The 13309-nt window shown below is 42.5% G+C and carries 9 protein-coding genes; 7 read left to right on the top strand and 2 right to left on the bottom strand.

Translation table 11 applies throughout. The annotated features are described in order from the left end of the window. Positions 1-25: 25 nt before the first annotated feature. The 7 genes from PP175_RS23830 (at position 26) to PP175_RS23800 (ending at position 10273) form a co-directional block, all read left to right on the top strand. Positions 26-1603, top strand: a complete 1578-nt coding sequence (locus PP175_RS23830) for an O-antigen ligase family protein (protein WP_272440676.1) — start codon at positions 26-28, stop codon at positions 1601-1603. 491 nt (positions 1604-2094) lie between these two features. Further along, positions 2095-4524, top strand: coding sequence for a copper amine oxidase N-terminal domain-containing protein (locus tag PP175_RS23825; RefSeq protein ID WP_272440675.1), 2430 nt, complete (start codon positions 2095-2097; stop codon positions 4522-4524). A 104-nt stretch (positions 4525-4628) separates the two neighbouring features. Next, positions 4629-5837 (top strand): TolC family protein, encoded by a 1209-nt coding sequence (locus PP175_RS23820; RefSeq protein ID WP_272440674.1) that lies wholly within the window; start codon positions 4629-4631, stop codon positions 5835-5837. Positions 5838-6057: 220 nt separating this feature from the next. After that, entirely contained in the window at positions 6058-6507 is a 450-nt protein-coding gene (locus tag PP175_RS23815) for a MarR family winged helix-turn-helix transcriptional regulator (protein ID WP_272440673.1), read from the top strand. A gap of 74 nt (positions 6508-6581) precedes the next feature. Beyond that, positions 6582-7235, top strand: a complete 654-nt coding sequence (locus PP175_RS23810) for an HlyD family secretion protein (protein WP_272440672.1) — start codon at positions 6582-6584, stop codon at positions 7233-7235. Between the two features lie 17 nt (positions 7236-7252). Beyond that, positions 7253-8767 (top strand): DHA2 family efflux MFS transporter permease subunit, encoded by a 1515-nt coding sequence (locus PP175_RS23805; protein WP_272440671.1) that lies wholly within the window; start codon positions 7253-7255, stop codon positions 8765-8767. A 27-nt stretch (positions 8768-8794) separates the two neighbouring features. Further along, positions 8795-10273 carry an efflux RND transporter periplasmic adaptor subunit gene (locus PP175_RS23800; protein ID WP_272440670.1) on the top strand — a complete coding sequence of 493 codons (1479 nt, stop codon included), beginning with the start codon at positions 8795-8797 and terminating at the stop codon, positions 10271-10273. Positions 10274-10688: 415 nt separating this feature from the next. On the opposite strand, the gene PP175_RS23795 is transcribed toward PP175_RS23800, so the two are convergent. Together PP175_RS23795 and PP175_RS23790 are read right to left on the bottom strand one after the other, a co-directional pair. Beyond that, positions 10689-11489 carry a copper amine oxidase N-terminal domain-containing protein gene (locus PP175_RS23795; protein ID WP_272440669.1) on the bottom strand — a complete coding sequence of 267 codons (801 nt, stop codon included), beginning with the start codon at positions 11487-11489 and terminating at the stop codon, positions 10689-10691. Positions 11490-11677: 188 nt separating this feature from the next. Continuing rightward, entirely contained in the window at positions 11678-13042 is a 1365-nt protein-coding gene (locus tag PP175_RS23790) for a transposase (protein ID WP_272438915.1), read from the bottom strand. Positions 13043-13309: the final 267 nt, after the last annotated feature.

Raw genomic sequence — 13309 nt, 5'->3', positions numbered from 1 at the left:
GAATTAGAGAGCTAGGAGTGAGAAAATGACAAAAATGAATTTGAACGTCGATCAAAGGCTTATGCTTGACCAGCAAAAAGCGGTCGATAAAAATATCACGAATATATTTATAGCAATGTTACTGATTATCCCCTTGATCACGAGAACTGCAATAGTGTCTCATGTTAGCCCGGTTATCGGAGACCCAATACTGCAGACTGCAATGAAGGCAGATGTGTTTACTTACTATAAGTTTATTTTTTTAGTAATAGGGACTCTGCTGCTCATCGGATTTTTTCTATATAAAACACTTGCAAAAGACTATATAGTTTCCGCAGGATATATGAATCTTCCGTTGGCCCTGTTGTTTCTCCTTATAGCATGTTCTGCTGTTGTGGCTCCGTATAAATCGCTTGGTTTATTCGGACAGTATAATCGGCATGAGGGTACTATCGCGTATCTTTGCTATTTTGCGATGTTCTTTATCGCGGCAAATGTGGCGTACACAGAAAAAAAACTAAGGGCATTATTTTACGCGCTGTACCCTGTCATTATTATAAATACTGTACTTGGGTTGTTGTATTTTTATGGTGTTAACCTGCTTAAGTATTCCTTTATACAGTCCTTAATTCTTCCTCCGGAAATCAAAGCTAGTGCAATTAAAGGTGGGTCGGCTTTTAATAGCACACTGAACAATCCAAACTATGTAAGCGGAATTGCTTCCGTCTTTCTGGTTCTTACCTTGGTGAAATCATTATTTGAATCTTCTTTATTACATAAAACGATCGCACTTGCAATGTCCATACTATCGTTTGCGTTATTGTTAACTTCTTTGTCCACAAGTGGCTTTTTAACATTTATTGTATTACTACCGATAGTCGTCATCTTAATTATTGCGGGGATGACACCCGGTCACTCATTTGCAACCCTTCTTGTCGCATTAGTCCTGTATGGTGGTGTCTACATACAGATGGAACAACACAATCCCGCTGTCTGGACCAATACATTTGGTTTTTTTGCTGGCCAGAAGGCGGACGGTACACCTACATCCAGCCAGGTAGTCTCAACCTCCGAGTTAGCCGCTGAGATTTCACCATTTGCCCTCTCAAAAGTTTATGCAGCGGATGCTACGTCGCCACAAGACGATTTTAATCTGCCGCAGCCTGGCTGGTCTGCAGGTACTGGACGTACTTATATATGGAAAAATACAATTGAATTGATAAAGCACAGGCCATTATTAGGCTACGGGTTGGATACGTTAGCTTATCAATTTCCTCAGAACGATGTTAACAAGATATCGAATTTACATGATGCCACTACGATTGTTGACAAGCCCCATAATATGTACCTTGGGCTTGCCTTTGGTTCTGGAGTTATTGCACTGTTGGCCTTTCTGTGGCTATTGGTCAGACATATGTGGGCATACCTTTCGGTTCTGCGTTATCGTATTACGAATGAGAAAGAAAAAATACTCGCTGCACTGTTTGCCGGCTGGTGTGCATATTTGATTCAGGGACTCTTTAATGATTCTATTAACGGAACCTCACTGATATTCTGGATTCTTTTCGGGGTCAGTGTTTCTCTAATAAAGGAACTTAACACGGGTTATGAAGAGGAGCTTTAGCCTTTAAAAAAATTTTTTAGAAGCACGCAACCTTTTTCAAAAAACGTCGTCTATATATGTGTAAATCAAATGCACTGGGTTATACAGGGTGCAGAGAGAAAGTCTGCAAAAAAGTTTTAAACACAGTGCAACCTTTTCAAAAGATTTACGTCTAATAGTATGCAAGGTGTACAAAAGAAGGAAGTTTGAACGATTTTTTCAAAATCTAGTATTTACTTCTTATGTAATGCTTTGTATACTAGCCTATGTAGCAAATAATAACAAAAAAATTGCTGCATCTTCCCTCTTTAATGATATATACCTAAATAGAGATAAAGAGTAACTCTCCAAACCGAGGGGAGAGACAGGTACATACCAGGAGAGGGGCTCAAGGCACAAGCGTAAGACAACACTCTCAACCAGAAGTTAATGCGGAAAGTTATCGCGTAGAGAAGTTTTGCTTCTATACAAAAGAAACGACCGCAAAAATTATATTTTAGGAGGAAAAGACATTGAAAAGCAACAAAACGCTTAAAGTTCTTGCAACATCTGCTTTAGCTGTATCTATGGCTGTTCCAGCAGCATCTGCTTTTGCAGCAACTTACAGCACTCCGAACGTACTGTCTGTAAGCAATGGCCAAACAAATGCAAACCTCGGAAGAATACAAGTACAATTTAATGGTTCTGAATTATCTTCTGCTGCAAGTGGGGACTTCCTGATTGTTACACTTCCTAGTGATTATGATTTACATCTACCTGCTCAACACTATACATTTGATGCTAGCGGGAATTTAGTAGGAACTGGCGTAACAGCTGATCATGCTAATCATTTAAGTTTAGATTTAGGTGTGGGTGATAACTACCTTACTTCCACCTCTTATAGCAGCATGAGTGCAGACGTACTTGCTAACAATCAAATCAAAATCAACTTTTCATCAAAAACAGCTTTAGATGCTGCAAATACAAACAATAAAGCAGTTGGTGTGTTCTACATTAATCTTAACAACATTGCAATTAACGGTGCATCTAACGGCCCTGTTAATGCAAGTGTTGAAGGTTTATCTGGTGGAGCATTCAATAGTGGCAGCGTTACTGTTGCTAACATCGGAACTGGTAGTGTATCTACATCGATTGACAGTGTAAAAACGATTACTAGTGGAACATCTACAATTGATTCCATCCGTATCAAAGAAGACCGCCCTGGTATTTTAACTACTAATAGTGGCGACAAGATGAAGTATAAGTTGCCTGATGGATTTAAATGGGCTGTTATTAATAGTGATGGTACCGCTTCTGCATTAAGCAACACAACGGTTCAAGATTTCAACACTGCTGGGGCTCCTAAAGCAGTAGATCTTGCAGGAAATCCTTCTACAGTAAAGCTTGGCTACAGCATTGATGATGACGGACGTACATTATATGTAAAGAACACCGGAACAACTAATACTCAACAAGCTGGCTACTGGATGCTTGAAAACCTCGGCGTAGTTGTTAACGATGAAACGGTGGCAAAACAAGGCGATGTTGACGTAGCGGTTTCCGGCAAAGGAAATGTTAGCACGACCAACTCCGATTTGATAGTTGCTAAATACGGTGACTATTCAACAAAAGTTTACGCTGTTGGCGACCCTAAATCTGTATACGCAGGTGCTAAAGCTGTTAAAGTTGGTGAGTTCGCTATTGAAGAATCAGCTCCAAACAGCCTGATTGCTGGACGTACTATTACTTTAACACTTGATGGGAATGCAAAATGGAGTCAAGTATCCTCTACTGATGCACTGTCAGTTAAGGATTTGACAACTGACAATGCTCAATCATCTTATCCGAATTCTGCTGTTATTAACACTAGCAGTAGCAACAACGGAGCACAAGCCTACGTTGTAGGAAGTGATAGAAAAACGATTAAGTTTGTCATTGGTTCAAATGCTAACCGTTCTAATGCCATTAAACAAGTGTTGAAAAACGCTAACATCGATGTTGCTCCAAGCGCTTCTGGTGACATTAAAGTTAACGTGGGCGGAACAGAAGGTGTTACAGGTTCCTTCACAGTAGCAAAAGTTGTCGCTCCTGTGTCAGCAACACTTGCTACTGACCCTTCAAATGTTACAATTGGTACTCAAGGACAATCAATTCCTGATGTTACGATCAAAGAAGCCGGTGCTGGTGCAATCGACTACTCTTCCGGTCAATCTAATAACATTCAATTGATCTTCCCTCAAGGTGTAATTCCAACAGTACCAACTAGCGTTTCTGTTACTGATGGTGATTTATCCTTAGATACAACTTCTATCTCTCGTTCAACAAATCCGAATGATGGTCGTTGGGTTATCACAATTCCTGTTAAATCTGGCAGCACAAAAGCAAGCACTATTAAGGTATCTGGCTTGACAATTACTGCAGACCGCACAGTTCCTGTAGGTAACATTGATGTTCAGGTTGGCGGTACTGACTTGAATGAAACAGGATCTATCTTTGGAAACTATGATGGAGTTACTTCTTTTACAGCAGCAAAAATTGCTACTCCAGCTCCAACAGATTCTACAAGCTCTAACATCGTATTTAAACTTAACAGCAAAACATTTACGATTGATGGAAAAGAAACTACAATGGACGCAGCTCCACTTGTAAAATGGGATCGTGCATTCCTTCCAGTTCGTTTTGCAGCTAATGCCTTAAACGTATCTGATAGCAACATCATCTGGGATGATGCTACTAACACAGCTACAATTTTCAAAGGTGCTACTGTGATTACCGCTCGCGTTGGTGATAAGTTCCTCACTGTTAACGGTACTAAAGTATCTATGCCTGTACCGGTATACCGCGATAAAGCAGCAACTAACAACCGTGTAATGATTCCTATCCGTTACCTGTCTAATGCACTTGGTGCAGACATTCAGTGGAACACTACTACTGGTGAAATCACTATCAACGCTGCGAAGTAATTTTTGATAACTTAATTAAAGGACTCCCAATGGGAGTCCTTTTTTAAAAACTGGATATGAAAGCTTGTTCATATACCAACCTTTATAAAGAAGAAGGTATGCAAATGAGAAAAACAAGTGGTATTTTATTAACTTCTATGCTTCTTATTCCTGCTGCCGTCCCTGCATATGCGGATTCGGTGCCTGCACAATCAACAGGTGTGCAATCCACACAAACTCAGAGCACGCAGAAAACTCCGCAGGGATTAACGTTGCAGCAAGCCATTGATACTGCATTAGGTTACAGTTATTCATTAAAAGAGGCCGCAACCAATATCGACCGGGCTGCAGATGTAAGAGATCAAGCTGCAGATAATGTCAAATATAATGGTGTCGTTCCAGTAGTTCAACCAGGTGGAAATTTTACGTATTCCACGTCTACGGTAGCGAGTAATTCGGTGTTTTCAGGTGCAATCCAGGCCGGAATTGGCTATCAAATGGCTAAACGCACATACACGGCTCAACAGGATGGGGTTGTGTATTCAGTTAGAAAAGCATATAATGCAATTTTGCAAGCTCAGGCAAAATTAAGTGTGGATCAGTTGGCAGTCAAGAATGCCCAGGTTCAAAATGATGTTGCCCGTGCTAAATATAGTGTGGGAACGGCAAGCAACTTTGACAGTGTGAACGCTGAAACTAGTATGAATGCTGCGACTAAAACAATAACAGTGGATGAAACTGCGCTTTCCAGTGCCTATCAGGCGTTAAATCAATTGATGGGATATAAATCGGGTGATCGTCCACAATTGGCCGAACAGCCGAAGTTTGAACCATTACAGGAATCTGATCTTGAAGGTCATGTAAGTCGTGTACTTTCAGATAGTCCAACAGTATGGAATGCGCAGCAAAACATTGATGTAAAGAAACTCAATTTGGATTTGTATGTCTTTAACAATCATACAAGTACAACGCCTTATGAAGCGGTTCAAAAAGATGTTACAAACGCAGTAAATGAATATGCAAATGTAAAGGACCAAATGGCTGGGGCAGTCCGCTCACTCTATTACAACATTCGACAATTAGAGGACCAATATACGGCTGCGGAAGCACAGCTTCCTGCTCTTGAAGAGGCGGCACGAATTGCTAAAGTTCAATTTGATGCTGGTGTGGGAACGCAGGCTGACATGGTCGCTGCAAATTTGAAAGTTGAACAATTGCAGGAAAAGCTGTATGAACTTAATATCGCACATGATAATGCGATTGCAGCCTACAATAAACCTTGGGCTGCTGCTTCAGGCGGAAGCAGTTCCAGCAGTCAGTCATCCGGCAGCTAAGCTGTAAACACATCTATAGTTTAATAGTTTTATATACAAAACCATCGTTTTTAGGAGTGATTCTATAAACGATGGTTTTTTTAAGCATATTTATAGGCACATTATAATATATTTTCTATTGCCAATTTGCCAATACCTGATATAATTTTCTCGTATGCCATTATTTATCAGGCGAATTATTTTTATCCAAATTAATATATTTGAAAGAGAGGAGAGAGGCATGGAAGGGGCGTCGAAACAAATACGCATGCTGATCCGGCAAATAAACCATAACATCTTTGAACTTCTGGCATGTGAGCTTTCAGCTGTAGGCATTACGGTTCCTCAGCTGTTGGTTCTGCGGACATTGAAAGAGGAGCGCCGCAAAATTTCGGAAATTGCACAGCAGGTTAACCTATCCAGCAGTACCATTTCAGGAATCGTCGACAGACTGGAAGCAGAAGGGTATGTACAGCGTGTCCGCGACACAGAAGATCGACGCATTGTTTGGGTGTATCAGACAGATAAAGCCAAAGAACTTAAGAATCTTGTGCCTGTATTGGGAGACAGTTATTTTGACTCGTTTCTTGAAGGGATATCCGATGAGGAAACAAAAGCAATTCTACATTCTCTAGATTTGCTGTCTACCCATCTCAAAGAAAAGCTGTGTGAGCGAAAAAGTCAGAAATAATTTTTGATACATATTTCGCTTTCAAATTATTTTTAGATAAAACGTTTGGAAGAAAGACGAGGAGAGTAGGAAGCATGAAACGTAAACCGGTTCTATATTTAATCTTGGCAGTTCTCATAATCGGTGCAGCGGCTATCGGTTATTATTTCTGGTACCAGAGTACGCATTATGTGAAGTCAGATGATGCGCGCATTACCGGAGACCAGTATAAAGTCATGCCGCAAATCGCAGGTGCTTATACCCATATTTTTGCCAATGAAGGCGATCAGGTGCAGCAGAATGAAGCCATCGCCCAGCAGGACACTTCTAATCTGGACCCTAGCATGGTTCCGAAAGCTGTCGTTCGCGCCCCGATCACAGGAACGGTTATTAAAGTGTTTAACAAGGTCAATGAAATTGGTTCGCCAGGGCAGCCTGTCGCATTGATGATGGATATGAACAATTTGTATGTGTCAGCGAACATTGAAGAAACGTACATTGGAAGCCTGCAACTCGGGCAACCGGTGGATATTACAATCGATACGCAAAATGGACTTACGCTAACCGGTAAAGTTAGAAAAATAGGGGATGCATCAAACTCAACCTTCTCGCTGGTTCCAGCTGTGAATACAAGCGGCAATTTCAACAAAGTAACGCAGCGCATTCCAATTGAGATCTCGCTTAAGCGCCCGGCAAACCTTAAGTTGATCCCAGGTACTAACGTAGAGATTAAGATTCACATTCGATAAGAAAGGAGGATGCTCTAGTGGAAGCTACAACGACTCCTCCAGCCGCGGAAAGTTCTAACAGTGAGAGATGGCTAGCACTTATTGCCATCATCATTGGAGCTTTCGTGGCGATACTGAACAACAGCTTGATTAACGTAGCCATTCCGAAGCTGATGAATGTATTTGGTTCAACACAGGACAAAATCCAGTGGGTTCTGACCGGCTACATGCTGGCATCCGGTATTATTATCCCGATTAGCGGATTTATGGGTGACCGGCTCGGCTATAAACGGTTTTTTATTGTAGCCATTTCTGTATTTACCGTAGGATCGCTGTTATGCGCAGTTGCCTGGAGCGATATAACGCTTATCTTCTTCCGGGTCATCCAGGGGCTTGGCGGTGGTGTCATCATGCCGCTAAGTATGGCGATTATTTACAAAGTTATGCCGCGCGAACAGATCGGTACGGCGCTTGGCCTGTGGGGGATTTCGGCAATGGTAGCACCCGCAGTAGGGCCAACACTGAGCGGTTATTTGATTGAATGGTTTAACTGGCGGATGCTGTTTATTGTCAGCATTCCGGTTTCGTTATTCGCAATCCTTATGGCAGCCGTCCTGCTTAAGGAAACCGAGGTTATTAAAGATAAGAAATTTGACACTTGGGGATTTATTCTAACGGCCATTTCTGCGGGAACCCTGCTTTATGCGCTGAGCCAAGGCCAATCTAAAGGATGGACTTCTTTTGAGATTGTCATTCTGATGTTTATCTCGCTTATGGCAGCCTTGCTGCTGATATGGGTAGAGACAGGGCGGCCCGACCCGCTTCTCAATCTGTCTTTGCTTAAGAATTTTACCTATTCGTTAAGCGTAGCGTCCGCAAGCCTGGTGACGATTGGTTTGTTTGGCGGGGTATTCTTGACGCCGATTTACCTGCAGAACATTCAGGGAATGTCTGCTATCGATACGGGGCTACTCTTGATGCCCCAGGCTATTGCAATGGCGATCATGATGCCGATTGCCGGGAAACTGTTTGATAAAATAGGCGTAATTCCACTGGGACTTGTTGGGTTAACGATTCTTAGCGTGATGACGTATGAGCTCCATACGTTAACCGTTCAGACGCCGCAAGCGTGGCTCAAAACCGTGCTGATGATTCGGGGGATTGGCATTGGGCTGTGTATGATGCCACTATCGACCGCAGGCATGAATGCAGTGGATCCGCGTCAGGTAGGGAATGCTTCTGCCCTCTCCAACCTAATTCGCCAGGTGGCCGCATCTATGGGAATTGCAGTTCTTACGAGTATCATGCAGAACCGGACGGCGATGCATGTGCAGCATATTTCAGATACGATTACCCAGGAGACGATCGGGCTAAACCAGGTGTTTCCCGGCAGCAGCGGCATGAGCAGCTTAATGGGGCTCATTCAGCTTGATGCCCTTTCCCGTGGAATCGCGGACACCTTTCTTTTGTCCGCCGTTCCAGTGTTTATCTGCATACCGCTTGTCCTGTTGTTTAAGAAACGTAAAGCGCCGGCTAAACCGGCGGAACAATGATATTGAAGAAAGAAAGGAAAGAATAGCATGCGGAAAGTATCTCTTTTGCTGGCTCTTAGTTTATGTGCAAGCACGGCTGCTATTGCGGGGTGCAGTACAAACGCCGCAGTGACCCAGGACATTCCTACCCAGGTCACAACAGCGATAGCGGCAAACGGATCCATAACCATGGGACCGGTTTATACCGGAACCATTCAGGCCTCTGATGAGGTGCGCATCCTCCCTAAGATAGGCGGAAAAGTTGTCTCCCTGCCAGTGGATGTCGGTACATCAGTAAAAAGCGGCCAGACTCTTTTTACAATTGATAATAAGGATTATCGCAACAATGTAGCCAAGGCCGAGGCAGCCGTTCAGTCAGCTGTGGCAGGCGTGCAGGGGGCAGAAACCCAGCAGCAGGCCAGCCTTGTGCAGGCCAAAGGAGCTGCAACTGCAGCACAGGGTAGTATGGTGCAGGCGAAAACCGGCATTATTTCCTCTCAGGCGGCTATCAATCAGGCGCAAAGCTCGGTTGACACCCTGACACATAATCTTGGCACGCTCGATAATGCAGTGAAAACAGCCCAGCAGGCGGAGAAAGATGCCCAAACAGCGCTGACCCGGGCTCAATCGCTATTCAATGCGGGGGCAGCTCCGCAGTCAGCCCTTGACCAGGCGCAGACAGGTTACGTCAATGCTCAGGCAGCTGTGAAGACGGCGATGATTAACCGTCAGAATTGGCAGGTCGCACTCGATGCAGCCAAGAAGGCGCTTGTTACCGCACAGAACAGTTTGCAAAATGCGGGCAGCGGCTATAGCACAGCTGCTAGCGGCTACCAGAATGCGGAAAGCGGAATTGGTGTAGCCGGCAGCAACGCAGGCATTGAAGCGATGCAGTCTAATGTAAATGCGGCTCAGGTGAACTTGAAAATTGCGCAGGACGCACTCGGTGATACGGTTGTATACTCACCAATTAACGGAATTGTTAGTGCCAAGAACATTCAGGCTGGAGAGATGGTATCACCACAGTCTCCAGTGGCGCCGCTTGTGATTACCAATATCGATACCGTTAAGGTGCTTGTGTACATTCCGGCAAACCAGATTAATGGCATTAAGACAGGGGATAAAGTACAGGTGAAGGCTGTAGCACTTAACACGGTTGCAACCGGAACTGTAACGAATATCAGCCCATCTGACAGCCAAGGTAAAGGTTACCCGGTAATGGTAACTGTACAGAATCCTACCCACATCTTGAAAGCGGGTATGGTTGCGGATGTCACGTTGGTTGACCCGGCAGCCAAACAGGGCATTATCGTACCAAGCAGCGCGATTGTCAATGAAGGCGGCAAAATGTATGTGATTGCTGTGGAGAATGGGATAGCTAAACGCAAAGCTGTAACGGTAGGACAGCAACAAGGCTCACAGGCGCTTGTTACGGCTGGCATATCTCCAGGCACACGGGTTGTAACCGACAATGCGGCAGGTTTATCTGATGGAGATAAAGTTGTGATTGATAATCAGGGACAGTAGGAAAACAAACGAATCAGTCATTATACAAGAAGCCGATGCTCACCTGTATGCATCGGCTTCACTAATTAACTCCAGAGTTTTTTTACAAGCTTATTGTTCCCCTGCTTATATTTACTCTATTAAGATGGATATAAAACCTACTAAAGGGGTATCCAGAAATAAAAGCGGTTCTCAAATTTTAATATCTTTGAAAATAGATGCAGAAGGGCATGTTGTAATTAAGACCAGGTTTGTATGATAGTATATCTATGAGGAATTTCTTTTTCCTCGTCATGTAACAAGGTAGGAAAATAATAGTAAAAACGTTGCGGAGCCGATTATGGCTCCTTTTTATTTTTCCAAATAAGAAGGTTGAGGGGATGTATCAATTCTTCGCCGTTTTTCAGAATTCAACAGAAGCGATTTTTAGAAAGCGCTACTGAACGGTAGGGTTGATGATACGCGAATACGTACCAACTCCTTGGATTTCCAGTGTGTGTACACCAGTGACATCAAACGTAAATTTCTTCAGCCCTTCCAGGGGACGGATGCCAGATGTCGCTCCAATGATTTTAAATTCCTTTGTATCTGGTTCGGCTATTATCTCTACCCCCTGATTGTAACTTTGTTCATCTTTAGATACCAGATAAACCGTCAGGGTCTTATATTTACCGTCTAGATTCCAAAGTGCAATTTTGTTTTGTCCGAGGAAAAGGGTATTTTGATAAGCTGTATCCTGTACTTGAAGTGCTTCCTTCTTACCTTCTGATTTCACAGCCTTTAACTCATTTAGTAAATCCACCTTTTTCGCCACGCTCGACATAATATCGACGGTTTTTGTTTTGGCATCATATTTTACCTGACTGTCAAATGTCTCGGTTATGAAACGCAAAGGAACATATGTCTTGCCATTAACCATTAATGTTGGTGTATCCAACATTTTTAAAGCGCCGTTAATGTACGCTACGCTTCTCCCGATTGGAAGTTGTATGGTTATGTTGTTCTTTGAAGCAATTGCCATTCTTTTCTGCTCGTCAAAGTTAACTTGAATATTCATCTTCTCCAAAACGCCACGCAGCGGAACCATTGTTCTGCCATGGTACTGAATCGCATCGTTAGACACAGTTTCCCCATCAATCTTTACAGGTGATGCAGTTACATAGGATGGCACTGCCAAACAGCTAGATAAAACGAGGGAAATAATACACTTTTTTATATTTATCTTTTTCTGATCCATATTTTTCTCCCTTTATAAGTATTTAATTTATGCTATTTTGGGTGAGCAAATTTTAATCATTTAAATTTTTTATTGAGAATTACACATTTCGATTATTAGTTGAATCAATTTCATAATTGCTTTTTAAAAATCTCAATACCTACAGAATTTTTGTATTCATTTAAAAAACGACCGGAGGTCGCGTTCTGTTAAGCGGCTTTGACGCTCAATTGGGTGTTGATACGATCAACAGCTAATTTAGAAGCATTAAACAATAGGCACAGTAAATCAACATGGACTTTCGCTAATTCTCCAGAACGATATCGGATATTGTTCAGCTGAAAATATTCCTTCAAGTACGCGTTCACTCGTTCTACAGAAGTACGTTCCTTATAAAGCTCTTTCCATGACTTACTTCCACGAGCGGGAGCTGGATACCGGCGCAAATCTGCTGTTTTTTTGATTTTCATGCTCTTTTGACATAGCGTGTCGTGAACGAGCGGGCAGTCCTTACATTCCTTCGGTCTTGTATACTTTAGTGTTTCGTATTTTTTATCATAGCTGTCATAACGGTAGGAATACTCGCGGACACAGGTCGGTGCAAAATACTTATCGACACCGATAGGTGGCGCTTCGTTCCGCTTATTATAGGCAATGATACCGTCCGCTTTCATGCGATAAACCTGCTCATAAATCGGGTTGTAATCATAACCAGCGTCTGCCATCACTTTCGTGATGTTCAGAATAGGAAAACGCTCAGCTATCCCTTTTAATAGTGGAATCGCAGCTTTGGCATCGTTCATGTTTCCTGAAGAAAGCAAATGCCCTAAAATGTACTGACTTTTCGTTTCTACAGCTAAGTGAAGTTTGTAGCCATACCAAAAAACGTTTTTATTTTCGGAGTTCTTCTTAATTCCCCACCTGGGAGCGTTTGGCATTTGTTTTTGAAGCTCATCGAAGGTGTAATCCAATTGTTTTTCGATTTTCTGCTCAAAAATAGGCAGGTTGTTTTGGATTTCTTCCTGCTCTTTTTTCCAGGCTTCATAGTCTTCTTTCTTTTTGCGGCCTCGTTTTTTCGGTTCTTTGACATCGGGTTTCTTTTCCACTTCATCCTTTTGTGGAGCTTGATCTCGGGCCTCTATATGCGTAGCATCAATGGCAATATGGCTACCATCAATAAAACCTTCTTCCATCGTTTGGGAAAGAAGTTGATGGTTCATCTCGGCCAACACGTTTGAGGTTTTAATTTTTCGAATCAAACGTGAGAAAGAAGATTCAGATGGCACCCGATCGGAAAGGGAAAAACCGCAATCCAGAAGGAAAAGAACATCTTGTTTTAAACGGCGAACAAGAAGTTTTATGGTTGGGATCCCTTCTAAAATACGAGCCAGCATAGAATAAACCATTGCTGGATAGTTAAGCGACTGAGGGGCACCTTCACATGTGTTCTTTGACGTGATTTTAAGCAGTGGCATAATATTAATGCCTTCAAAAATCGCTGTGTAACGTTCGGTGGGTTCTAAATCTAACAAATCTTGCAGGGAAAACAAATGACCTTGACGAATAGAGTACATGAGGAGACCACCTTTCTCATTGAGTTGTCTGAGCAACTACTCTATTCGAGATTTGGGGAGGTACTCCTTTTTTTCATGCCCATTGAACCTTACGGTTCAAAGGATTTGAGTTATGAAATTGATTCAGTTATAAAATGAAGTATCCGTATGGGTCACCATTTTAGACCAGGGATTAAATTTTTAAAACACATGTTGCGTTAATTATATCTCGGTATTAAAAATTATCACAATACGTCAACTCGCAACGAAAGGTATTATATAACGCAT

It is taken from the genome of Aneurinibacillus sp. Ricciae_BoGa-3 (genome assembly GCF_028421645.1).
Classification (GTDB): Bacteria; Bacillota; Bacilli; order Aneurinibacillales; family Aneurinibacillaceae; genus Aneurinibacillus_B.
This window is presented reverse-complemented; position numbering and strand designations above follow the sequence as displayed.